Genomic DNA, 24,611 nt, shown 5'->3' with positions numbered 1-24,611 from the left:
AGACTTATCAATTCACGAATGAATTATATTTCACAAACAATGTAAACAAGGCTATAATTTCAACCGCAGTTATAAACTTCAAAAATTCTTCGCCTTTATTATATAGCCATAAAATATATTCATAATAGTGGGCTCGGTCATTATAATTAATATTATTTAATAACTTTTAGCCCAAAGCGTTATCTCACAAATTGAACTCATGGGACTGCAACCAGATCTCAAGCACCAATAAACCCCAAACATGATAGAAGGTCATACCGTCAAACTGGTTATCCAGCAACATCCGCAACCGGTCGGGAGCGATAAACTGATGCAGACAGAGCTGGCCTGAAGAGGCCTGCTGACGCAGTTGCGTAATCGCACTCTGTTTGGCCTGTTGATTGAACGGATCTATGCTGAAACCCTTTTTCGGCCTGTCGATCCATTCCGCCGGCAAGTAGCGTTTGGCCAACTGGCGCAACAGGAACTTACCCTGTCCTTGTGCAATCAGCTCTGACTGTGCCAAACCTGCGGCAAACTGAGCTACTTCGGTCGACAGGTAGGGCGTGCGGCACTCAAGGCTGTGCAGCATGCTCATTCGATCTACCTTGGCCAATACCAACGGCAGATAATTGGCAATATCGGCCTCACGGAGGCGATTAAGATACGGGCGGCTATCCATATCGATACGCCTGCGCAGCGCCATCAAGTGATCACCAGTACCGGACGGAATGCGACCGAACAACTGTTCCAACTGGCGATCGGCATACAGCAAGATGCGACCAGAGTAGTACTCCCGCCCAAGATGCCAGCTACGCGCCTGCATCTGTTGCTCTCTGCCCTCGGCGGCGACCAGTGTCTGCAGGTAACGGCCATAACCGCCAAACAGCTCATCCCCCCCGTCACCCGTAATCGCGACGGTGACCTGCTGACGAGCAAGCTGCGAGACCATATAGGTCGGTACACAGGAGGTGTCGGCATTGGGCTCATCCATGCGCCGCGCCAGATCACCAACCTGTTCAACAAAAGCCTCGGGACGCAGCAGTTGCTCAGTGTGTTCGGTTCCGAGAAAGTCGGCAAAAGCCCGAGCCTCCTCATGTTCGCTCTCCGGCGCCTGTTCAAAACCGATGGAGAAGGTGCGGATCGGCCGTTGCAAACGACGGGTGATCAGGGCCACCGCCGTCGAGGAGTCGACACCACCGGAGAGAAAAGCCCCCACCGGCACATCGGCGACCAAGCGGCGCGATAACGAACACAGCAACAGATCCTCAAGCTGGTCAACCTGCTCCTCCAGCGGGCGTGACGGCATATGGTCACCGGCACAGATAAAGTGGAAGTAACGCTCTGCCTGTGAGACCGCTCCTGTCACGGCACGCATCAAGTGCCCCGGCAGCAACTTTCTGGCGTGTTGATACAGGGTGCGTTCCCCGACGGGGTGCTGGAAAGCCAGATAATGGGCGACTGTATCAACCGTAATGCGGGCAGGGAATCCTGGCACCAGGGTCAAAGCCGCCAGCTCGGAGGCAAAGACCAACAAACCGTCAAACTCGGCATAATAGAGTGGCTTCTCGCCAAACGGATCACGCGCCAGCAGCAACTCCCTGCGCTCACGATCATAGTAGGCAAGTGCAAACATCCCCTCGAGCCGGGTCAGAAAGTCAGCACCTTCCCGTACCAGGCCATTGACCAATACCTCGGTATCAGAATGGCCAGTAAATGATATGCCGGCGTCTTTAAGACGCCCCCCCAACTGAAGATGGTTGTAGATCTCCCCATTAAATACGATACAGGCTCGTTGCTGTGCATCATGCATTGGTTGATGCCCGGCAGGCGATACATCCAGAATACTCAATCGACAATGTGCCAGAACACAGCGTCCGTCATCCGACTCCCAAAGACCCCGGTCGTCAGGCCCTCGATAGGTCATCGCCTCCGCCATTCTATTAGCCTGCTGTTTCAACCACGCAGGATCATGTTGACCATGAATACTCATTATTCCGGCTATACCGCACATTTTATAACTCCCTAAAGGTAAGCCAACACATGATGTCACGCATGAGACATCATAGAATAATCAACTATCATGCGATGGCTTTTCCAGAACGAATAGCACACCAGCGACTTCCAAATCCTCCCATCCCAGTGATGCATACTCATCTGCGAAATCGACAGAGACTTCCTGAATATGCTCTCTATCATTCTTCATATATTTATCTTCAGCAACAATCCTGAAGCCACATTGTAAAAATATCTGTCGATAATCACTATAACGCAGCTGATTACCATGTAAAAAGTGGCCAGCATCACCATAATGGTCACGCCACTCTGACTTGCCTATTGTCAGGAAATCAAGTGGTCGTGAAAAATCCCGGTGGTCTCGGAGGTCAATCCAGTGAAAAGCAAAACCACCTGATGCTAATAGCTCAAATGTCTTGGCTACGAATGAATGAATATCTACAACATGCTCCATTACGGCACACGAATAGCATACATCATATTTTTCATCATCATTGAAATCTTCAAGCTTTATCTCAGGAAAGTAATTTAGTCTAGTGCCATGATGATCATGAAGATGGAATGATTCAACATCATCATTAAATACAATGTCATCATTTACCTTACATGGGACATTGAAAAGCCCCATTAAATCTTTAATCATTGAAACATGATCATTGAAAGGATATTTCCCGCTTAGTCCCGGGAATGGCTCGATCGCGGTCCACTCCCCTCCCCATCGTAATAGACTATATATCTCCACCCCAAGGGAATGACCAGAACCTATATGTAAAAATCGATTTACCGGCTTTGAAATATATTGTTTACGGCATTTCTCGAAATGATTACCAAGTGATATGTGATAAAAAACACTGCCACTGGTGTTTTTACTTCCTATTATCTCATCCACGAGCTCACGTCCAATTAGCCCTTTCACTTCCTGCTTCTCTCGATCTTTTTTTTCACTTTCCTCATCATAAGGAAAGGGTAAATATAAATCATCCAACCCCAATTTGACGAGTTGAGCACAGATATCTGAGACATGCCTCTGAAGACAAGAGAGAATAATAAAACTTGGCTTATATAGATGAATTTCATCAGGAGAGATAATAGGAAGCTCACCCTTAAACTGACCATGTAAATTTTCGTTATTATCAGCAATAGCCAATATTGAAAATCGTTTAGGAAGTCTTTTTATAAATGAATCACAAACTTCACCAGCACCGAACAAGATAACATCCATATTCCGTCTCCGATTTATTTTTTAATAGTCAGTGCCAGTGTTTTTTCAGCAAGTATACGTGGTGAATAATGCTCACTCATCTTTTCCACCAAACCAACTGGTGTTTTCTCTCCACTCCCCATTAATAATGACACTATCTTTTCAACCATCAAACCCCATTCCCCATAGGGAATCAAGTCACAAGAAAACTCTGTCAGTACAGTTTCTCTATTTCCTGGAATATCTGTCGCTACAACAGGACAACCAAGTGCCTGTGCTTCCAAAATAACATTAGACATTCCCTCATGACTGGAGGTGGAAATGAGCAGGCTGGCACAACTTAACCATTCAAAAATATTATCTTTCACACCCACGACATGAATGTTATCGCGGCACGGCTGCTGCGCAATGCAAGCAAGGACCTCTGAGCGCAATGGTCCATCACCGATTAAAATTGCATGGGTTTGAGGAAGTTTGGCAATGACAGAAGCGACAACCTCTATAAAGCGACATGGGGACTTTTCCGGAGACAGTCGCATTATCCCCATCAATATTGGGGCCGATAAATGAATATCTAACAGCTGTAAAGGCTCTTGTCCCTCAACCCGCTTGGCCATGACCGCATTTTTCACTACGGGGATGCTCGATTCAGGCAAATTTAGCCAGCGAGCATACGACTGCGCCCCTGCCATGGAGTTAACACTCAAAACGATTCCTGGCAACTCGGTCATCAGACGATAGTAAGCTGCCAACCTCGACTCATCATAAACGGCCAGGTATTCAGGAAACTCTGAGGGTGCAACACTCCTTCCAGAGATAATGATCTGTTCTACTCCCGCGAAAATTGCGGCCATAGAAGCAATGACATTACCGTCTTCTAGATAGGCGATAACCAGTTTGGGCTGAACACGTTGCATATAGTCATAGGCAGTGAGAATGCCGTGAAGCAGTCCGGGCTCAAAGAAGGGGGCCAATTGATTAGCCAACTGGTAGCTATTTTCCTCCTGCTCCAAGTTCGGCCAGCACTCACGGGCAGAAGGCACGAAGTAGAGCTCTACACCATGAGTACGCAAAAGCGCCTCCCAGTTATTAACCTCCAACCCCTTATTCTTCACCGAGATCAAATGCACTTCCCATCCCTGCTGGCGCAATCCGATGGCCAGCAATACCATCTGCCGCTCAGCACCGCCTTTGACCAAGGAGTGGATATATAGCACGACACGCTGCACTACTTGGGGCAGCCGATGTGCTCGACGCTCGCGGATCAACCGCTCAAGCTTTTGCTGCAACATCGCCGATGGCTGGCAGGTTGCCTCAACATAGGGAGTGATATAGGGATAGTCGCCATAATGACCTAGTTGCTCGATAATCTGCCCACCGAATTGCTGTAAATCTGAAAAGATGACAATGACCACCTCCTCTGCTGGGTAATTATTAAGCAGTTCTGGCCCTACAATCGGAATGCCACAGGCGAACTGACCGACTTGAGGACCGTTAAGACCATCGATGATGGCGACGAATGGATAAGGGGATTGGAGCACATGATAATAAAGATTTCCCGCTACCCCCCAGGCAATCGCCTTGCGTTTCCCGGACAGCAGTTCCTGATGCAATAACGCATCAAAAGGCAGGGCATGTTTCATCGACAGATCCAGCATGTGTCGGTTTCCTTGGAATTCAATTCAATGACAATATGGTCACATCTTGGCTGGATATAGTCGCAAAGATGTCTCGTTTTATTTCGTCCACAAAGGAGGCGGACGCGACAATCAGTACAGAACCAGATGGAATTGAGCACTCGGATAATGATATAACGTCATATCCCATCACTTGGTAGTGTCCAAAGTTGGCTTTTTTATCGATCACGGTACGGATACGGATGCTTTTTTTAATCAGTTCAGGTGCCAGACACTCAAAGAATTCTCCCGCCCCATACACTATGACTTCGGTGGCATGTTGACTTTGCATCAATTCCAGAAGTCTATCGATCGCTTGGGCATGCTTATAACGTGCATCGCGTAAGCCGACAAAATCCATCATCAAATCAGGATCCAGCCGACTCAGGGAACCTTGTGGCCAAGCCAACCAACGCTCACCATAAGACATGTTTTTACTGAACTTGCGATAGAAGGTTTCTATTCCTTCTGAGTGGATCCGCGCCAACCCGGAGGAATTAATAACCTTGTAACTACGCTCCGAGCCAAAGTTGTCTTCATGAACCAGATTACCAAGATAGTGCACCTCGCTCGATACCGGACACTCGACCAGACGCTCCATCATGCGTAAAAAAGAGATGCGCTCACTCAAATCGGATTCGGCGATGCCCAGCGACTGGTCCCATAACTGATAGGCATTAACTCCAGCCTCAAAACTCCGGATATTTTGCTGATGCTGGACACTGTAGCGAACCTCTGCCTGTCGCGGCACAACTTTCCCTTCCGCTGTGCGCCGATACCCCAGTGTGCTCCCTTCCAAACCAACGAGAACAATTTCAAAAATCTCTGGTGAACGGGCAATCTTCTTGATCCCCTTTATGGTATCGTTACGCACCGGAATAAAGGCACTGATCGGCGTGATAACGGAGTTTTTGCTGCCTCTATGGTTACAGTAGAGCAACAGACTGCTCATTGGCTGTTGCAACATGGCCTTGCTAATTTGAGAGGGAATCGTCCCACCGCCACCCAAGTCGACTAGCAGATAGGGAGCATCTCCCGTCAAGCCAACAAAATAATCTCGCATGTCCAGCCTGCTTTGCTGAATACTGCTCTTGATCTGCTCGATATTTTGCTCAAACACTTCAGCCATCAGTTGCAGACCATCTTGCCCATCGATGGCAATTTGATCCAAAAGCGCCAGTGGCGTGTCAAGAAAGGATGCCAACCTGACATCCTGAACACCAAATTCATTGAAAAAGTCACGAACGGTGTAATTGCGGCGCATCAAGGTCTGGGAAACAGCCTCTTCCACTTGGCTATCATCTATCGCGGGCAAATAGGTTGCCTTGCGTGAGGCATAACAGGTCTGACAGCGTATATCTGGGTACTGCTGTGATTGAAAATCGACCTGGCGGTTGATACAGGCAGCAAAGATCCCGCCCTCTCGCATCAGCGACAAAATGTTTTTTACCTGCAGTCGTTTGGCTGACTGCAGAACCCACTTGGCAAATGCCGTCAGGACGGGTCCAAGGATGAAGGCGCCATATGTGTAGAAAAATTGCTCCTCCTCGGAAAGCTGTTGTGGCATCGACAGGACGGCCAGCTTCCTGGCATGTTGCATGGTCGATGGCACATTTACCCGATAAACTTTCTCGTTTTCCAACACCTCAGACAGATTCTCTGGGATATCAAAATGCAATGAAGCCAAACCATGTTGCCGTGCCGACTGCACATCAGCCCTGGGATTGTCACCGATATGCAAAACTTGCTCTGGTTTCAGCTTTATCTGAGTAATTACATGGCTAAAGAGAGCGCCACTCTGCTTGGTCAACCCAACACTTGATGAAACAAACAGATAATTATAAGAAATTTCAGGGCATTTTTCTGAAATACAGTCGCGCAAAAAAACTTCTGGCAAATACATGTCGGAAATAAAAACAATCAGTTTATTTTTACGTTGTGCACGTACCAAAACTTCTTGAATAATCGGGTCTGGATAAAGAACTTCTCGTTCTACTTTCAGCTCTTCAACTTTAAGCACCGCCTTAATTTCATCACTAAAAGGCAGCTGTTCAAAAATATCGTCAAAACTAATTTCTTCACCTGAAATTAGTTTGCGAGCACGAGCTTCAGCCTCGAGGCGGCAAAATCTATAATCTTCTGCCTCTATTGGCAGATTAAGACCTCTATTTAGCAACCGTCTCGCTGCTTCCTCAAAAACCCACGAGGGTTCATCACATGCACGACGCAATAATGTATCAAAAACATCCAATGAAATATGTGTTATTTTATCAATGCAAAGATACTGATCAAGAGCAGTTAGAAACTGGCTATTTTCTAGTAAATCACGCAACTCGGGAGACATCACCGCATAATGACTCATATATACCTACACATGCATCAAAATAAAAGAAATCACATAAAAAACATTCACACTCAAAAACTCGAATACTTTTGCGGAATGAAAATATCTATCTCTGCAATAGATTATATTCATTACTTATTTAAAACGGCAAAACAGGCATCGGAAACCAATCGAGAGAAATTGTTCAGCGCGTTATCCACTGCATCATCCATATCGAAATAGCGATACTCGGCAAGGCGGCCCAAAGCAATCAGTTGCGGGAACTCGGCCAATTCATCGCGGCAAGTCTGATAATGCTGTTTGGCTGCATCGGTAAACAGCGGGTAGTAAGGCTCCAGCCCCTGCCCGGCCACATAGGTGCAGGGGTATTCATAAACGATGCTGGTGCCGGGATGTTGCTGCCCCGTCAGATGCTTGAATTCAGTGATGCGGGTATAGGCCTCTTCATTCGGATAATTGACCGTGGTCACCGGCTGAAATTGAGCTTGCGGCAGATGACAGTGCTCAAAGCGCAGTGAACGGTACGGCAAGCCGTCGTGCCCCGCCGGCATCAGCTGATCCAGCATCCCCGTATAGACCAAGGGCCCGGCAAAGGGCACGCCATCCAGCAGTATCCGTTTCTGTTGCCAATCCAGACAGACGCGGGACCCCATGGGAATGGATAGCCTCACCTCAATCAAGGGGTTCGCCAAGATGCGCTCGAACATGGCGGTATAACCCTGCGCGGGCACCGCCTGCCAGGGATCAATAAAGTAACGGTCATCACGATTGACGACAACCGGCACGCGCGCAGTGACCTCGGGCGAGACCTGCTCTGGCGATACACCCCACTGCTTGCTGGTGTAGTTGACGAAGGCTCGCTCATAGATGAACTGGGCCAGCTCAGCCAGCAGAGGCTCAGCTTCCTGCCGCAGTGCCATGATGGGCACTCTGGCCCCCTCACCAAATCTGGCCTGAAGGGCCTCAATCATGGCCGCTGCCTTCTCCGCCGGAAAGCAGCGTTCAATGCTGGTCAGGTTGAACGGGATGGGCACCAACTGACCATCTATCCGTGACAGCACGCGATGCTCATAAGACAACCACTCGGTGAACTGCGACAGGTAATCCCAGACTTCCTGCTTGTCGGTATGGAACAGGTGTGGCCCATAACGATGGATCAGCACGCCGTGCTCGTCATACGCGTCGAAGCAGTTGCCACCGATATGATCGCGCTGTTCCAGCACCAGCACCTTCCAGCCAAGCTGGCTGGCCATTCGTTCAGCCATGACGGCACCCGAAAGCCCAGCGCCGATGACGATCGCCTGATAGCTCACGCTCTATCTCCAAACAGTTGCTGCATGACACGCGCGGGATGGGCCCGCTCTGCCCATGCCAACTGATGTCGTTCGTCGAAGAACCAACCCGGGGCTAGCCTTGCCACAGCATCGACCGACTGCTCGATAAGCTGAGTGAAGCGCACGACATCATCCTGCCGCAAAAAGTAGAGCGCGGCAGAGTAGTAGTGATGGGCACGCCCCTGAGCAATGATCACGGGATCAGCACCGAATGCCGCCGCATTGTCACAGGCACGCAGCAAATCGCGCAGCGACTGTTCACGACGTTCAGCCGATTTGCGGGTTTGCCCGCCAAAGCTCTGGGTATGGAAGCGATAGCGGCCCAATAATTCGGGGATAAAATCCAGCGTCCCCGGATTGTGGGAGAGGTTCAAGATATGCCAGGGATAATCGAGGATGATCTTGCACCCCTCATCGATGGCGTTCTCCATCCCTTCATAACGGCGAAACATAATGGAACTGGCATTGACGAACACCCCGAAGCGGATTAATGCCTCCCGCGTCATCACTAGTTCGAGATAGCGAGCATTGTAATAATCGCGGGTGAAGAGCTTGATCCGAGCATCGGTCTCATCATCAAACATCTCCGCTTCGTGGTAGCAAAGGGTGCAACCGGAATGCGCGTCCAGATAATCGGCCTGACGCTGCAGCTTGCCCGGCAGGGCCAGATCATCCCCGTCGACATAGGCGATATATTCGCCGTTCGCCTCTCTCAACAAGCGTTTCTGGGTTTTAGCCAACCCCATATTTTGCGCGTTCTGTAGTGCCCGTAGCCGAGGCCACTGTGACGCCAACCGCTGCATAATGGCCCAGGAGTCATCGCTCGAGCCGTCATCAATGGCGATCACCTCGAATTCGAAATCCGTTTTTTGTTCCAGCAGGCTAAGCAGGCAAGGTTCAATGAAGCGCCCGAGGTTGTATACCGGCACCAGTATGCTGATTTTCATAAGGAAACCCAGGGTTTGAGTAAAAAAGAAGCAAAACAAAGAAAATGGACAAGGCTACCGCACGGTCTCTGTCAACCTTTCCTGCCCTTCATCACAATAATTACTGCAAGAGCTGTGCCTGACCAAGCTAATTGATTGATATGACTTGATTTATGTGACCTGGCATCCACTATTCAATGCGGGCAAGCCGACGGCTACAGGCGGCTAGCATGTCGATGCCGTCCCAGAGCCATTCGAATGCCAGCGCCTGTCCCGGACTTGCCACCCTATCGATACGACAACCTGGCGATACCAGGAGCGCATGCTCAAGCTGCGTTTTATCCGGGCCAGCCCAGACAGAGGTCTGCATATCCCAAGGCTGTAGCAGCAACTCATCAAGGTTATCGGCAACAAATTCGGCGACTGTACCTCCTCCGATGTGTGCAAGCCGCAAAGAGGCGGTGGGAGTCAATAAGGTGACGCCAGAAAAGGTGTCCAGCTGCATCTGGCCATCATGGGCGGCATTTTGTTGACTATTGATAAGGCGTTCCATCATCAGGGAGGGATTATCTGCAAATGGGGCGAAGATCCCTTCGAGCAGACGACGGCGCAACGTGCTGGCGGGAGTGCCCAACCAGCAAATCGTAGTGGGTGAGGCGCAGGCTTGTTGATTGAAACGGGTAAAGTCTTGTTGCAAAGCCGCGACCACTTGCCGCCACGCAGCAGCATCCAGGTTGGCGAGCCATTGGCTATCCAACACCGCCATGGAGCGGCGATCCGGAAACACGATTTCCTGAGCGCGGGGTGAGAGCGGAATAGCCCGTACCCGGCTGATGGTTTCATCACCTCCCCAGATAATGCGAAGCCGACACCGGGCCGACAGCCAGGCGGTGATGCCCTCGTCGTGGTCATAGCGGATAAAACGGGTACGGGAGGCAATCTCTTGCCACTCGGGCAGAGAGAAGAGCTCGTTCAGGATGGCCAGCATGGCCTCTTGCACCGGGTCGATGCGCGATGAGAGACGTACCACGGACCCATTGCCCATCAGCAGCGCCATGATCCAGGAGTAGAACGCGACGGTCGGCACGTTGGAGGGGACCAGATGAAAAACCATCCCCAAGGGTGCACGCCCTGCCATGCGTTTGCGCTGTACCTCAATCTGGCGCGGCCGCAACAAAAAGCCAAAGGCGGCCAGATCAGGGTTCTCTCGCCCCTCCTTCAGCAGACGTGCAGAGAGCGCAGCCACAAAGTCGCAGATGACGGGCGCAAAGCTTGGCAACGGGCGAATGACAAAACCTTGCCAACCGCTGACGGGAGCTACGAAAGCGACTTCTGGCCCCGCTTGCCAGATGGCATCTTCTACATCTGATCGGCTCACTGGAAAGTGTCGCTGCATCCCCTCACCTCGGCGCCTTGCTGACGTCCTGATACATGGAAATAACGGCCACGACGGCCGCAGGGGCAATCATCCTCCCCCAGCAGCACGCCGAGATCCTCGGTCAGCAGGCTGTGGCCAGGATAACTTTGGGGAATGGCAGAGATCACCTGCAGCAAGCCGGGTTGGCCGACCCCGAGCGGTCGATGAGTCAGCGGATCCCGCACCAGCAGATCGGCAAAGAGGGGAGCATGAAGATGGCCATGCTCACACTCGACAAATACCGACCCCACCTGCTCCACCATGCCATAGAAGTTGTGCACCCGACTCAGCCCCAGCTGTTCATGGCAACGTTGCTTGAAAGCCGGATTATCCACCGCGAGGTGTTGCAGCTTCTTCCAGCCACCGCTGTGAAAAAGCGTGCCGTGCGTCAACGGCAGTTGCAGACCTCGCTCACGCAGCGGCTCCAGCAAACATTGCCAGACCATGAAGGTGAAGCCGAACAGCAGGACCGGCTGGCCCGCATATTTGTCACAAAACGCCTCGATGACAGGCCAGTTGGGCCGCATCTGCTCATCGAGGGCATAGGTATGGTCACGGCCAAGGAAGGAGAGCCCCAGCGCACCGGCTCCCCGAGCGGAAAAACCGCTGCGGTTTTGAATCAGGGCGGGTTGCTCCACCAGCAGCATAGGCAGCCGTTGCTTGCCGACGAACTCTTGCAGGATCTTCACCAGCACCTTGCTCTGCAACGCGGCGGTCTCCCTGTCCAGCACGATCCGTGACGGCGTTCCGGTAGTGCCAGAGGAGGTGAGCACCTTGAACACTTCTTCTTGCGGCACACTCTGCCATTGGGCCAATTTGAACAGGCGAGCGGCCAGATAGGGAAGCTCTTGATAGGTCGAGGCCTGACCCCAGCCAAACGCCGTCAGAATATTGGCAAAGGCTGGGCACCCCTGCCCATGCCGCTGCGTCAATTTATTCAGACGAGCAAGGAGCAGCCCACTTTTTTCCTGTTGGGACAGCCCGAAAACCGGCGCATCAAACAGCCTGTTCATAGCTGCTCCAGCTCTGTTAACAGGGCCGGATAATCAATCTTCATATTGCTGCGTCGTGGCAAATGATGTTGGTAGATACGCACGCTTGATGGTGGCACCATCAGCCAGCGGGCCACCTCCAGCTGTAGTGCGTCACAGGGGCACGCGTCTGCCTCGATGGCTACCAGCAGGCGATCATCGCAGCCGGTCGCGGCGCAGGAATAGCCCCTCCCCTGCAACCAGGTTTCCACTTCAGCCAAGCTCACCCGCTTGCCAAACAGCTTCAGGAAACGGTTGAGTCGCCCGGTCAGATAGAAGCGGCCCGCCTCATCACAACGAGCCAGATCTCCGGTAAAGAGCGCATCCATATCACGCCCACGCGCCAGATCTTCAGGGCACTCGGCATAGCCAAGCATCACGTTTGGCCCTTCGTAGACCAGCTCCCCCTCCCCGTCAGGAAAGCCGGGCTCATGACGCAGAGAGAGATGCCCGCCCGGTACAGCACGGCCGATGGCATCGGGGGCAATCATCACTTCATCGTGCGCCAACCAGGCGATGCGCGGCGCCGCTTCGGTCTGGCCATACATCACGAAAAAACGACGTCCCAGTGCAGTTGCCTGCTCGGCAAACTGTCTTGCCAGTGCCGGCTCAAGTCGTCCTCCGGCCTGGGTCAGTGTCATCAGGCTGGGATAACGCGCCCAGTCAAAACGCAAGCGGTTTAGCATCTGAAAGGTAAAGGGTACCCCCGCCACGCTGGTGACCTGATAGCGATTGACCTCATCCCAGAATTGGCGCTCAAGGGGGCTGGCAGTGCATGAAACCAGAGAGGCGCCAGCCAAAAGATGGCTGTTGAGCACCGACATACCGAAGGAGTAAAAAAGTGGCAACGAGGTGATGGCACGCTCACCCCCGTTCAGCGCCAGGTATTCGGCGATGGCCGCGGCATTGGCATCAAGATTGGTTCGCGACAATCGCACCCATTTGCTGGAACCGGTGCTGCCCGATGTCGGCAGCAGCATGGCCAGCTCAGGGTGAAGTGAAGGCGCATCGCCAAGATGCGCAACTGCCCCATCCTCTAATACCCGCAGACTAACACCAAAGCGCTGGCACTGTTCACTGTGCAACCGGGCATCCTGTGCAGGATCGGCCAGCATGATGGCGTGGCCATCACGCAGGGCCAGCAAGTAGTGCAGCAGATGCAGGGTAGACGTCACAAATGGCAGGTAGACCAAATGGCGGCCAGCAGGATAGGTGGTGGCCAACTGCGCCACACGCCGAGCCAGCTCACCATAACTGAGCCACCCCTCTTGCGGGTCTCGCCAGGCGGGCTCGTCATTGTCGTCAACCAGATGGGTCAGCAAATCAGGCCGGTTCAAATCACCATCCCCCCATCGACCCCAATCACCTGCCCGGTCACATAGCTCGACAAGTCGGACGCGAGAAACAGGGCCACTTTGGCCACTTCATCTGGCGTGCCAATCCGTCCCATGGCGATGCTGGCCACCCGCTCGGCAAACTTCTCTTGCGGGATGGCATGCGCCATATCGGTATCAATAAAACCGGGAGCAATGGCATTGACACGGATCTGGCTGGCAGCCAGCTCCTTGGCCAGTGACTGGGTAATACCGATCACCGCCGCCTTGCTGCCGGCATAGCAACTGAGCCCGGCTGCCCCCACCAGCCCCATCAGGGAGGCGAGATTGATGATGCTACCGCCACCACTGCGCTGCATCATGCGGGCGGCATACTGGCTGCAGTAGATCACGCTAAAGGTATTGTTGCTGAATGTCTTTTGCAGATGGGTCTGGTTCGCCATTCCCAATAACGCCTCTTCCAGCATGCCGGCATTGTTGACCAACACGTCCAGCTGACGAGTCTGAGCAAACAGCTGCTGAAAAGCCTGCTTGACCGCCGACGGATCAGCCACATCAAAACAGAGAGGCTGGCAAGGCACGCCAAACTCGGTACCAATCGCGGTCACCAGCTGGCTCATGGTCACCTCATCACGGCCTCCCAGCCACAGTTCAGCCCCCTGAGAGGCAAACTGGCGGGCGATGGCAAGACCGATGCCACGCCCGGCACCGGTGATCAACACCCGCTTGCCCTGCAACAGCCCCAGCATCAGAAAGCGACCCCGTACTTGGCTAGGATCTCGCGCGCCTTGCCGACCGAACTCATGTCGATAATGTCATCGGTGTCGAGCAGCACGCCGTAGTTATCCTCCAACTGGGCAATCAGCCCCATGTGGGCGACAGAATCCCACTGCGGGATACTGTTGTAGGCCAGCTCATCGCTGACGCTGCCGATATCGAGACCCAGCGCCTCGGCAAAAACCTGTTCCAATGCGATTGTCATCTGAAAAATCTCCGTAGCCGCTCACGGGCGGCATAGTAATTCGCCGGCAGCAGTTCCAATGCAAAAAATCCGTTCTCTTGTCTTATCTGGCTATAACCCAGTTGTTCATTCAAGCGCAGGGCAGAGCGATTGTTCTCCCGAACCAGGGTGCGGATACAACCGATGTGCAACTCATCAAAACCCTGATCAAGCTGAGATAAGGCAGCAGCGACAGCCAGCATGGGATGCCGCACGGTTGAGTTGCCCAGATAGAGTCCCGCATCGGCGATCGCCTGACCCAGCAACTCGCCCTGAGACTCACCTTTAAGATTGACGTAGCCCGCTCGCACGTCTTTGCACCAGAGCACCCAGTGCTGCTGATCCCGCCGCTCACTGGTGGCGGTGAACCATTGGCGCTGTTGCCGTGGCGAAATACGCGTCTGGGATACCATCTGCATTCGCACCTCATCCTTATTGCGCCAACGTCGCAAGGCAGGAAGATCCCACGGCTCTATCGGGCGTAACTCAACGCCATAGCTCATCTTAAACGCCATCCACTTTTCATGACCTGTCTCTCTTATCGACCACACTGCTGCCATTCCGTAGCAAAAATCGATAATACAAGGAGAAAAACCAGTATAATATCAAAAATAATCAAAGAGTTGTCATCGATTATCCTGGCTTTGGCCAGTCATTAATCCAGCAGAGAGAACCCATCATGGCCATCGCCATTATCCCGGCCCGGGGTGGCAGCAAACGCATTCCACGCAAGAATATCCGTCCCTTCTGCGGCCAGCCCATGCTCGCCTATGCCATCCTAGCGGCGCAAAAATCTGGCTGTTTCAGCAAGGTGGTGGTCTCCACCGATGATGAGGAGATTGCCGAAGTTGCTCGTCAACTGGGCGCGGAAGTACCATTTCTGCGGCCAGCCAACCTCGCCGATGATCACACAGGTACCACCCCTGTGGTGATCGACACCATCCAGCGGCTCGACCAGCTCGGCATCCAGGCAGAGCACTACTGCTGCATCTATGCCACGGTCCCGCTTATTCAAGCCGATGACTTGAAGGCCGCCCATCAGCGACTGATCGCAAGTAATGCTCCCTTTGTCTATACCGTGGCCGAGTTTGGCTTCCCTATTCAGCGCGCCGTGCGCATGGACGAGCAGGGCCGGGTCACCCCCTTCTGGCCGGAGCAGATGGCGAAACGCTCTCAGGATCTGGAGCCTGCCTATCAGGATGCCGGCCAGTTCTACTGGGGCAGCCGTGCGGCCTGGCTGGGAGGGATCAGCCCGGTAGGGGGAGAAGGGATTGGCCATATTCTGCCAAGACACAGGGTGGTCGACATCGACACGCCGGAAGATTGGCACCTGGCCGAACTGCTCTATCAAGTGCTGGCCCAAGATGACGTTTAAGGTTGCCTTCCGGCTCGACGCCGGCACCGAGATTGGGCTGGGTCATCTGATGCGCTGTCTGGCCATCGCCGATCGGCTGAAAACGGCTGGCGCCGAGTGCCACTTCCTCTGCCATCAGCTACCTATGCACCTGTTGCCACTGCTGCACTCCCACCAGCATCACGCTCTCTGTGATCTGGACGATGCAGGCCCCTTGCCCACCTTGCGCCCGGAGTGGCTGGTGTGTGATCACTACCAGATTGATCGGCAAATCGAGCAGACACTGGCAAGTCACTGTGGTCAGTTGCTGGTGATCGACGATCTGGCCGATCGCCCTCATCATGGTCAGTTGCTGCTGGATCAGGGGCCACAGCGCAGCACAGCCGATTACCAGTCACTCGTCCCTGCCGACTGTCGGCTGCTGCTGGGCACCGACTATGCCCTGCTGCGCCCTGCCTATCGCCAGCTAGCACGCCAAAAGGCCAGCCGGTGGCGACATGGCCTCATCTGCTTTGGTGGTGCCGATCCGGCCGGAGCCTGCCTCATCACCCTCAATACGCTGGCTCGACTGCCATGGGCTAAAACCGTCAGCTGGACTCTGGTAGCCGGTGGGGCCAATCCTTTCTGGCCCGAGCTGCAACAAAGGGTTGCCGAACTGCCCGATCTGCCGCTCACCTTGCTGCGTCAGAGCGACCAGATGGCCGACCTGATGAGCCGACACGACTTCGCCATTGGCGCTGCGGGCGGCATGACCTGGGAGCGAGCCTGTCTCGGCCTGCCGACCCTGGCGGTGCCCATCGTCGACAACCAACAGTTTAACGATGAGGTGATCGCCCGCTTCCAGTTGGCAGAGCGGCTGACCCTGAGCGAACTGGATGAGCCTGAGCGGCTGATGCATGCCCTGCAACAACTTGAATTGCAAGCAGATGACTATCGCCGCCGTGGCCAGCTGCAGGTGGACGGGCTGGGGCTGGATCGGCTCACCGCCCGGTTGCTGCAACAATCGGATTATCAGCTGTTACCAGATGGCCAACTGTGGCAACTACGCCATGATGGCAAACTGCTGCTCACCCTGACGCTGGACGGTCAGCACCTGACATGGCAGGCCACCCGGTCACTTCAGCCCACGGAGTGGCAAGAGCTGGCACATCGCTTGCAGACAATTTTCTCCCAATTTCCCCTCTATCTTGCCGAGCCACCGCAGATAGCGCCCCCTGCCCCTTGGCAGCCGGCGCCGCAAGGCTGGCAACTTGGCACAGGAATCTGAACACAGATGCAGATCGATCATCGCCCCATCAACCAGGAACAGGCCCCCTATGTGATTGCCGAACTGTCGGCCAACCACAATGGCAATCTGGACCGCGCCCTGGCCATTATGACCGCCGCCAAAGCAGCGGGTGCCAGCGCCGTCAAACTGCAAACCTACCGCCCGGATACCATCACCCTCAAAAGTGATCGACCGGAATTTCAGATCCACGGCGGTTTGTGGGATGGCCACAGCCTCTACGATCTTTATGAGTGGGCACATACCCCGTGGGAGTGGCACCAGGCGCTGTTTGCCAAGGGGCGCGAGCTGGGCCTAACGGTCTTTAGCAGTCCGTTCGACTTCAGCGCGGTAGATCTGCTGGAATCCCTCGACTGTCCTGCCTACAAGATCGCCTCCTTCGAGCTGGTGGATCTTCCCCTGATTCGCTACGCCGCCCAGACCGGCAAGCCGCTTATCATGTCCACCGGCATGGCGAACGAGGCAGAGATCGCCGCCGCGGTCGATATTGCGCTCAAGCATGGCAACGGCCAGCCGGCCCTGCTGCACTGTGTCAGCGGCTATCCGGCGCCGGCAGCCGAGTACAACCTGCGTACCATCCCCATGTTGCGCCAGCGCTTCGGGGTCGAGGTGGGGCTCTCCGATCACACCCTCGGCTCTGTCACCGCCATCGCCGCCACCGCGCTCGGGGCCACCCTGATCGAGAAACACTTCACCCTGGCCCGCGCCGACGGCGGACCGGATTGCGCCTTCTCCATGGAACCGGCCGAGCTCACCGAGCTGGTGGCCTCGGTCAATACCGCCCATGCCGCCCTTGGGGTGGCTGACTACCAGCTCACCGCCAGTGAACAGGGTAACCGTGCATTTCGCCGCTCCCTCTATCTGGTCAAGGAGATAGCCGCCGGCGAGCAGCTCACCGCAGAGCATATCAAGTCGGTGCGCCCCGCCCTCGGCCTGCCCCCGGCCGATTACGATCGGCTCATCGGCAAGCGGGTCAACCGCAGCCTGAGTGCCAATCAACCGCTGAGCTGGGAGTGGATAGACAACGATGAGTGATGATCTCTTCAACCAGCACGGTAGGCTCATCAGCCAGCGCTGGCCCGCCCTCTGGCCCCGCTTGCTGGCACAGGACGTTGAAAGCCTGCCGGCCGAGCTGACCGAGGGGCTCGGCTCCACCCTAAGCCTCCACGGCATACAGCTCACCAGCCGGCACGACCGGGTGAAGGAAGCCGAGCTGCAGGCCGCCAGCCTGCCCGAGCAGCCGGTGCTGCACCTCTACGGCACCGGGCTCGGCGATCTGCCGCGCACCCTGCTGGGGCGCAGCAGCCTCAAGCGGCTGGAAGTGAAGATCATGAATGGCGCCCTGTTTGCCCTGGTGCTGCGGCTGCTAGACCAGCAGGACTGGCTGACGGACCCCAGGGTCGAGCTGATGATGGCCGGCGACGAGGGGGAGGTGCGGCTGCCTTTCTTCGCCCTGCCGCCCGAGCTGCTGCTGGTGGAAGATGCTGCCGCCCGCATCCGCGACCGGCTGGTGAGTGAAATCGATTTGCCGTTCGCCCGGGCCAGGTTCGACGCCGAGCACCCCGACATCACCCGGCGGCTGGCGGAAAACCGCGATCTGCTGGCCGGCGACGGCGATGTGGCCTCCCTGTTCGGTCTGGCTCAGGGCAAGCAGGCGCTGATCGTGGCGAGTGGCCCAACCCTGCAGCACAACCTGGCCACCCTGCAGGCCCAGTTGCAGCGCCGTCGGCAGGACTATCTTCTGATTAGCGTCGATACCGCGCTGGCGTTTTTGCTCAGCCACGGTATCCGGCCCGACATCGTCGTCACCATAGATGACGCCATCCACGGCAACCGGCTGCCCGCCGCCCAGTCGGCCCAGACCACCCTGGTCTATTACCCCACGGTTCCCACGGCAGCCCTGCTGGCCTGGCAGGGGCCACGCATGACCGCCTACTCCAGCAGCCCCATGTATCAGCAGCTGCGACAGACGCTCCCCAAGGGCGTGCTGCACTCGGGCGGCAGCGTCATTCATCCCGCCGTGGATCTCGCCGTGCAGATGGGTTGCCGCCAGGTCATCCTGCTGGGCACTGACTTCGCCTTTCCCGGCGAGCTCACCCACTCGGGCTGGGCCGACGGTGCGCTCGGCCCCAGCGCCGCGCTGGCCCTCAGCTGGGCCCTCGACGGCCATGGCCGGCGGGTCAAGACCAATCCAAACTTTTCCGCCTACCGCACCGAGCTCGAGCGCTACATAGCGCTCCACACCGATGTGCAGTTCTGGAACTGCAGCCGGGAAGGGGCGGAAATCGCCGGCTGCCGCTATCACCCGGAGTACGTGCAATGAAAAACGGCCAGATCACCCGCCTCACCGCCCTGGCGCACCAGTTTCGGCTGGGGCAGTCGGTTGCAGCGAGTCAGGCATTGCCGGAACTGCTGCAAGAGGTGCTCACCGAGCAGGGCAACCTGCCACCCGGACTGGTAGCCGCACTGCTGCAGTGCCAGGAGCGCCAGGACTGGCTGGGGCTGGCCGACTACCTCGAATATGAAGTGGTGCACTGCCTGTCGACCCCGGCCGGCGACACCACCACAGGAGACCACTGATGATCAAGGCCATTTCCAACGCCTCCGAGCAGGAGCTGTCACGCCGCCAGACCTTCAGCGAGTTGCTGCACGCCAGCCCGCTGCCCGCGGCCGAGCTGCAGAACAACCTGGGCCTCTACCTCAAGCGCCAGTCGCTCTCCCGCATCCTGTTCATGCACGAGCTGTATCAGAAGATCGTGCCGGTCCACGGCGTCATCATGGATTTCGGTACCCGCTGGGGTCAGAACCTGGCGCTTTTCTCCTCGTTTCGCGGCATGTATGAGCCCTACAACTACAACCGCAAGTTGGTGGGATTCGATACCTTCAGCGGCTTCCCTTCCCACGCTCCGCAAGATGGCAGTGATGCCGCAATCCAGCCCGGTGCCTACGGGGTGACGCCGGGCTATGAGCAGCATCTGGCCCAACTGCTCGCCGCCCATGAGGCGGAAAGCCCGCTGGACCATATCGTCAAGCATGAGCTGGTGAAGGGGGATGTGACCGAGACGCTGCCGGCCTATCTGGCTCGTCAGCCGGAAACAATGATAGCGCTGGCCTATTTTGACTTTGATCTCTACGAGCCGACCCGCCGCTGTCTCGAGCTCATCAAGCCGCACCTGACCAAGGGATCGGTGCTGGCATTCGATGAGCTCAACTGGCCCGCCTTTCCGGGGGAGACCCTGGCCCTCAAGGAGATGCTGGGGCTGGATCGCTACGCCATCCGTCGCACCCCGCACAACCCGGGACCAGCCTATCTGGTGATCGAGTAGTCCGGTTGCGGGCTGAGGCGACGCAGCAGCCCGGCATCCAGCAGCATCCGCGCCAGCGGCTCCACCCGCCAGAACGGCGCCCCTATGGTCTCGGCAATCTCGAACAGGGTCAGCTTGCCGTCGCTGTAGGCCAGCAGATTCATCATCTCCCGTACCTGCCAGCCCGAATAGCGGGTCGACAAATCCGGGTAGAGCCCCCGCTTGCCGAGCTGGGGTTCGCCCAGCACAGTGACCTCGCAGCGCTCGTCCAGCTCCAGACACTCGATGGCACGGCGCAGCGCCATGAAGCCGCCGGCCAGACCGGCCGACGTCACCAGCGAGAGGTCATCGAGCGAGGTGTGGTACTCGGCATAACAGCCGTATCGACTGCGCATCACAGAAGTGACCGGCAGATCGATGCCGGGCGCGCACAGCTGCCGCTCGTTGGATCCCCGCTCCAGGAAGCTGTAAGCCTTGTAGCCCGGCGCCAGATGACCCAGCACATGGCGACCGATGCGATCCGCCAACGTGTTGCCCTGGCGTGAGGGCAGGAAGGAGTAGCTGCGGTCATCGCCAAGACAGGTCAGGTTGAAGCCGGCCAAGGTGCGCTGCTTGAGCTGGTCCAGATGACGGGAGAGATAGACGATGGCCCCCAGGGTTTCAGGCACCAGCATCAGCCGGTAGCTGTAGCGACGTGTGGGCAGTGACGCAAGCCAGGCCATCAGGAATACACCGACACAGGGGCCGGAGAGCTCGTTGTTGGCCATGGAGGGGTGGCAGGTGTAGCTCGACAGCAGGATCTCCTGCTCGCTCTCCCCCGGCAGCACCCAGTCACCATAGGTGAGCGAGCCCGGGGCCAGGGTGGCATCGATCACCACCTGATATTCTCCCTCCGGCAGCGCTTCACGCAGCCGATGGGGCAGACAGAAGCCCCAGCGGCGCTTGTAGTAGGAGGTCACATAGGGAATGGCATCCGGCTGCTCGGGCAGAGAGTGGAGATGGGGCTGCAGCTCGGCAAGCGAGAGGGTGCAGCGCACCGGCTCCGAGTAACCGACCAGATGCAGGTTGTGATCCTGGAAGTCCACCACTCTGCGTCCATCCGGCCCCACTATGTAGGCTTCCCGCACGTTCCACTCGTCAGGCACTGTCCAGTCGAAGCACTCGGTGCCGCTGGCCACTTCATGGATCCGCAGCTCGGGCAGGCAGTGCTCGCGCCACAGGGCCAGCGACTGCCGAACCCCGTCCCCGGTCAGGCTGCGATTGAGCGGAAACAGCAGGGTGAGCAGCCGATGCAGCTGTTCACCGACTTGTGCCTGGTCGTCCCAGTCGGTGGGCAGATAGCCGCTCTTGGGTGAAAAACTCATGGGGTGGGTGCCTCGATCAATTCGACAATGTGGCCAAGGGGGCTCAGGAAAAACTGGACGTGGGCGCCGCCAAACGCGATGGCTGGCTGGCTGGGCCCGAGGGGAAGATGACGCTGGGCCCGCAGTTTTTCGGCAGCCATTGCCAGGTCTGCCACCTCATAGGCCAGATGATTGAGCAGGTTATGACGGGTTCGTAGCGCCTGACTGACGGGGCTATCATCACTGGCAGGTGCAATCAGTTCATAGCAAATCCCCGCATCATCATAGGCAAAACAGATATGCACCCGCTGCAACGGATCGAGCACCGGCTCGCTAAAGCGGGAAAGCCCGAGGGTCTCGCAACAATAACGTACGCCAAGATCCAGTTCGGCCACCACCAGTCCAATATGGTGCAGTTTCATCTCCCCTCCCTGATGAGCGCATGGGGATGGACAGCGATCAGCTCTTTTGCCACCGCGGCAAAGTCGGCGCAGCGAACGGCCCAGACTGGTAAACGGCCAAATAACCCCTGGTGCCATTTGTCCTGATTTTTAAGGGCTTCAACCAGACGGGAAAGATCTATCTCGCTGGCCAGATCGAGTCTTCGCACAAAGTAGTCACAATGCCAGGGGCGCACCATTCCCTGCTCGCGGACATCACCCTCAAAGCGTTTCATAAAGCGATAATCGACACCTAGTTGCTGCTCGACATAGTGGGTGAAGGTAATGCGATCGGGATGACAGGCAAAACCGGCAATCCAGCCATCGTGAGCCGCCAACCAGGCGAAGGGGCTCTCTTCACCAAAGCAGTCATGACCCCCTGCTGCAACCACCTGGTCACGCCCCGCGCCCCATACCGCAACGCTGAAGATGGGATCGCGGGTCCGCGCAACCCCTGGCAGAGTGCGAAACTGCTCCGTCATCAACCCGACTTCACTGGGGGATGTCGCCCTGTCGAAACAGCTCTGGCGAGTCAGGCTATACGTGAATGTTGGCACCAGCAGAGTGCCCTCGTTTCCAAGCCACTCCTGCATCCCCAACCAAAAAGCATGCATGCCGGCTTCATTGCCCCGCCCAGGAAACTGGGCCACAGCCATGGCGTCAGTGTGAACCATGATAGCGCTCCCTCGTGCGATCCCAAGGGAGCCAAGAACATGAGAGAGAGCTTCAATCACAGCACAAGACCACGCCGCAACAGCGCATCACGAATGTCCTGAAGTTGCTTCATCTTCGCCAGCTCTTCAGGCTCGAAGCGTACCGAGAACGTCTGCTCAACCAGCAGCAGAAAATTGAAATGACCAAGCGAATCCCATTCCGGAAAGGCCCCAAGTCCCAACTGATAGTCGCCTCGCGTGACGGTTGCAGAAGGAAACTGCTGTTCCAACAAAGTGAAGAGATCAGTCATGGTGATAAAACTCCAAAAAAGGCAAATTCAGCTGTTCGAGCGCCAGACTATGGTAATGCTCATGGGAAAAACGGGCGGGATCCGGATTATCACAGGGGGTCAACGGCAGGGATGCCAACCATGTCAGCGCAGGTTCATTACGTGCACAACGATTCGAGCCAATAACCAGACGCTCGATCCCCGCCTCGCGCAATGCAGCCGAGACGCTATCCAGTAACCAATATTCGAGTCCTCTGGACAACACTCTGCAACTCAGAGCCAGCGTATCGAGCAATGCCAGTTTGGGCGTGATGTTTATGATCAGCACCAAGCCAACCAAGCCATGATCGGCAAAGCGATCCTGCAACGACACTAGCCAGCACCAGCCAGACTGCGCCAGCCGTTTGAGCTCGCTCGCCTCATATCGCAGACAGGAGAGATTAAACTGGTTGGTTTTATGGATGATCTGCTCGGCACGAGCAAGGTTATCCACCGCCAACGGCTGTATCGCCGCACGCAACGACAAGGAGGCGAGAAAATGTTGTTCACTGCCAACCTCGCTACGTAACCGGGCGGCGTCTGCCAATGCCAGATAGGAGGCTTGACGAAGAGCATCATCACCACTGAATATGCGCGAGAACCCCCCATAAGTGAGCAAGGTTGTAGGCCATGCCCAAATATCTACTGGTGGTTCAATGACATCGACTTGTGGCAGGGCATGGCGAACTTCAGCCCTTTCCAGGGGGGAATCATCCCAGAAGACCAAGGCCTCAAGCCCCAGATTGAGGCTGGCAGCAATATGTCGCAAACCTTGAGATTTAGAGCCCCAACCAATGGCAGATGCTGCAATATTTCGCCTTTTGAGTCTCATGGCGCCATGCTGCTCAAACACCAGCCAAACATCTGCAGGCTCGTTTTTAGAGCACAATGCCAACAACACGCCGCGCTGATACCAGTAGAGCGCCGCATCCTGAAACGACTGATAGAGTTTGCCGAGACCGTCCTGACCAAGGTAAAGGCCAGTCAACCCCTCTTCACCCACTACCCCCCCCCACAGGGTATTGTCACAATCGAGCACCAGCACCTTGCGTATTGGCGCCTGATCAAGCATCCAACGCGCGGCAATCCAGTCGGCAAGGCTGGTCAAGCCGTGCATCGAGAGAGGACAAGAAAGAAGGTAACGATTACGCTCGTCCACACAATGGGCTCGCCCCTGCTCAGAGAGCCAGCGACCCAGCCCCAAATCCCTAATGTGGTGACGTGCAAGCGCTCGGGTAAAGCAGACATCCAGCTGCATCATCCAGGGATGAAGAGCGCTACTCACACCACCGCCTTGCAGTGAACAGGCACCAAGATAAAGATGAGGGAGCCCCCGCAGTGGCGAGAGCAATGCTTCCAACCAGGTGTCGATGGTCTCGGACAATGCGGGTTCAGCCAAGGTGTACCAATGCTGGCATTCGCTGTCGGTCAGCAGTTGCTCCCAAAACCAGAGCACCAGATGTCCGTCACAAGCGGCCATCGGCTGCCATTGACCTTGAGGGCAAAATTGCAACTGTGCATGTCGGGCCAAAGGAGCCCATGCCACATTACCGGGCATGAGAAATGCGGTGGATGCCAGGGAAAGGGTGGCCATATATGCACCTGAAAGGATTAAATACTTCTATATCATACTGTTAGGGAATG

At 55.7% G+C, this 24,611-nt stretch carries 23 protein-coding genes; 6 read left to right on the top strand and 17 right to left on the bottom strand.

Going from position 1 to position 24,611, the window contains the following annotated elements; translation table 11 throughout:
* Positions 1-184 precede the first annotated feature (184 nt).
* From asnB to G5193_RS00770, 12 genes are all read right to left on the bottom strand, one after another.
* Positions 185-1,993: an asparagine synthase (glutamine-hydrolyzing) gene (gene asnB, locus G5193_RS00825; RefSeq protein WP_421204705.1), complete on the bottom strand. Its 1,809-nt coding sequence runs from the start codon at positions 1,991-1,993 to the stop codon at positions 185-187.
* A gap of 60 nt (positions 1,994-2,053) precedes the next feature.
* Positions 2,054-3,217: a hypothetical protein gene (locus G5193_RS00820; RefSeq protein ID WP_421204704.1), complete on the bottom strand. Its 1,164-nt coding sequence runs from the start codon at positions 3,215-3,217 to the stop codon at positions 2,054-2,056.
* A 14-nt stretch (positions 3,218-3,231) separates the two neighbouring features.
* Positions 3,232-4,854: a glycosyltransferase gene (locus G5193_RS00815; RefSeq protein ID WP_421204703.1), complete on the bottom strand. Its 1,623-nt coding sequence runs from the start codon at positions 4,852-4,854 to the stop codon at positions 3,232-3,234.
* Positions 4,855-4,873: 19 nt separating this feature from the next.
* Positions 4,874-7,234, bottom strand: coding sequence for an HAD family hydrolase (locus G5193_RS00810; protein ID WP_421204702.1), 2,361 nt, complete (start codon positions 7,232-7,234; stop codon positions 4,874-4,876).
* 113 nt (positions 7,235-7,347) lie between these two features.
* Positions 7,348-8,529 (bottom strand): UDP-galactopyranose mutase, encoded by a 1,182-nt coding sequence (gene glf / locus G5193_RS00805; RefSeq protein WP_227340782.1) that lies wholly within the window; start codon positions 8,527-8,529, stop codon positions 7,348-7,350.
* On the bottom strand, positions 8,526-9,497 hold the full coding sequence (locus G5193_RS00800) for a glycosyltransferase family 2 protein (protein WP_421173049.1): 972 nt from the start codon (positions 9,495-9,497) through the stop codon (positions 8,526-8,528). Before G5193_RS00800 ends, glf begins: the two co-directional genes overlap by 4 nt.
* A 169-nt stretch (positions 9,498-9,666) precedes the next feature.
* Complete coding sequence (locus G5193_RS00795) at positions 9,667-10,872, bottom strand: acyl-CoA reductase (RefSeq protein ID WP_323912156.1); 1,206 nt, start codon at positions 10,870-10,872, stop codon at positions 9,667-9,669.
* Complete coding sequence (locus tag G5193_RS00790) at positions 10,851-11,906, bottom strand: acyl-protein synthetase (protein WP_421204701.1); 1,056 nt, start codon at positions 11,904-11,906, stop codon at positions 10,851-10,853. The genes G5193_RS00795 and G5193_RS00790 overlap by 22 nt, the downstream gene beginning before the upstream one ends.
* A complete protein-coding gene (locus G5193_RS00785; RefSeq protein ID WP_421204700.1) occupies positions 11,903-13,261 on the bottom strand; it encodes an AMP-binding protein in 1,359 nt (452 codons plus the stop codon). The genes G5193_RS00790 and G5193_RS00785 overlap by 4 nt, the downstream gene beginning before the upstream one ends.
* The gene (locus G5193_RS00780) at positions 13,258-14,007 is read right to left on the bottom strand and encodes an SDR family NAD(P)-dependent oxidoreductase (RefSeq protein WP_227340787.1); all 750 of its coding nucleotides are present in this window, start codon (positions 14,005-14,007) and stop codon (positions 13,258-13,260) included. The genes G5193_RS00785 and G5193_RS00780 overlap by 4 nt, the downstream gene beginning before the upstream one ends.
* Positions 14,007-14,240, bottom strand: coding sequence for an acyl carrier protein (locus tag G5193_RS00775; protein WP_144715547.1), 234 nt, complete (start codon positions 14,238-14,240; stop codon positions 14,007-14,009). Before G5193_RS00775 ends, G5193_RS00780 begins: the two co-directional genes overlap by 1 nt.
* Positions 14,237-14,773, bottom strand: coding sequence for a GNAT family N-acetyltransferase (locus G5193_RS00770; RefSeq protein ID WP_421204699.1), 537 nt, complete (start codon positions 14,771-14,773; stop codon positions 14,237-14,239). The genes G5193_RS00775 and G5193_RS00770 overlap by 4 nt, the downstream gene beginning before the upstream one ends.
* A 164-nt stretch (positions 14,774-14,937) precedes the next feature.
* On the opposite strand from G5193_RS00770, the gene pseF reads away from it, so the two are divergent.
* The 6 genes from pseF to G5193_RS00740 are packed head-to-tail and all read left to right on the top strand — an operon-like array spanning position 14,938 to position 20,223.
* Entirely contained in the window at positions 14,938-15,633 is a 696-nt protein-coding gene (gene pseF, locus G5193_RS00765) for a pseudaminic acid cytidylyltransferase (RefSeq protein ID WP_421204698.1), read from the top strand.
* A complete protein-coding gene (gene pseG / locus G5193_RS00760; protein WP_216954003.1) occupies positions 15,623-16,879 on the top strand; it encodes a UDP-2,4-diacetamido-2,4,6-trideoxy-beta-L-altropyranose hydrolase in 1,257 nt (418 codons plus the stop codon). Before pseF ends, pseG begins: the two co-directional genes overlap by 11 nt.
* Positions 16,880-16,885: 6 nt before the next feature.
* Entirely contained in the window at positions 16,886-17,932 is a 1,047-nt protein-coding gene (gene pseI, locus G5193_RS00755; protein ID WP_421204697.1) for a pseudaminic acid synthase, read from the top strand.
* Positions 17,925-19,220 carry a motility associated factor glycosyltransferase family protein gene (locus tag G5193_RS00750; protein WP_421204696.1) on the top strand — a complete coding sequence of 432 codons (1,296 nt, stop codon included), beginning with the start codon at positions 17,925-17,927 and terminating at the stop codon, positions 19,218-19,220. Before pseI ends, G5193_RS00750 begins: the two co-directional genes overlap by 8 nt.
* Positions 19,217-19,477 (top strand): hypothetical protein, encoded by a 261-nt coding sequence (locus G5193_RS00745; protein WP_010635733.1) that lies wholly within the window; start codon positions 19,217-19,219, stop codon positions 19,475-19,477. The genes G5193_RS00750 and G5193_RS00745 overlap by 4 nt, the downstream gene beginning before the upstream one ends.
* Positions 19,477-20,223: a class I SAM-dependent methyltransferase gene (locus G5193_RS00740; protein ID WP_421204695.1), complete on the top strand. Its 747-nt coding sequence runs from the start codon at positions 19,477-19,479 to the stop codon at positions 20,221-20,223. The genes G5193_RS00745 and G5193_RS00740 overlap by 1 nt, the downstream gene beginning before the upstream one ends.
* Here the strand turns inward: G5193_RS00740 and G5193_RS00735 are convergent.
* The 5 genes from G5193_RS00735 to G5193_RS00715 are packed head-to-tail and all read right to left on the bottom strand — an operon-like array spanning position 20,205 to position 24,561.
* Positions 20,205-21,566 carry a DUF4910 domain-containing protein gene (locus G5193_RS00735; RefSeq protein WP_421204694.1) on the bottom strand — a complete coding sequence of 454 codons (1,362 nt, stop codon included), beginning with the start codon at positions 21,564-21,566 and terminating at the stop codon, positions 20,205-20,207. The two genes, G5193_RS00740 and G5193_RS00735, sit on opposite strands and share 19 nt — an antisense overlap.
* Complete coding sequence (locus tag G5193_RS00730) at positions 21,563-21,967, bottom strand: VOC family protein (RefSeq protein WP_005346679.1); 405 nt, start codon at positions 21,965-21,967, stop codon at positions 21,563-21,565. The genes G5193_RS00735 and G5193_RS00730 overlap by 4 nt, the downstream gene beginning before the upstream one ends.
* Positions 21,964-22,719: an AAC(3) family N-acetyltransferase gene (locus tag G5193_RS00725; protein ID WP_408082949.1), complete on the bottom strand. Its 756-nt coding sequence runs from the start codon at positions 22,717-22,719 to the stop codon at positions 21,964-21,966. Before G5193_RS00725 ends, G5193_RS00730 begins: the two co-directional genes overlap by 4 nt.
* The gene (locus tag G5193_RS00720) at positions 22,716-22,949 is read right to left on the bottom strand and encodes an acyl carrier protein (protein WP_227340795.1); all 234 of its coding nucleotides are present in this window, start codon (positions 22,947-22,949) and stop codon (positions 22,716-22,718) included. The genes G5193_RS00725 and G5193_RS00720 overlap by 4 nt, the downstream gene beginning before the upstream one ends.
* Positions 22,942-24,561, bottom strand: a complete 1,620-nt coding sequence (locus tag G5193_RS00715) for an HAD-IIIC family phosphatase (protein ID WP_227340796.1) — start codon at positions 24,559-24,561, stop codon at positions 22,942-22,944. The genes G5193_RS00720 and G5193_RS00715 overlap by 8 nt, the downstream gene beginning before the upstream one ends.
* Positions 24,562-24,611: the final 50 nt, after the last annotated feature.

Origin of the sequence: Aeromonas sp. 601027 (genome assembly GCF_049174455.1) — a bacterium.
Classification (GTDB): domain Bacteria; phylum Pseudomonadota; class Gammaproteobacteria; order Enterobacterales; family Aeromonadaceae; genus Aeromonas; species Aeromonas veronii_A.
This window is presented reverse-complemented; position numbering and strand designations above follow the sequence as displayed.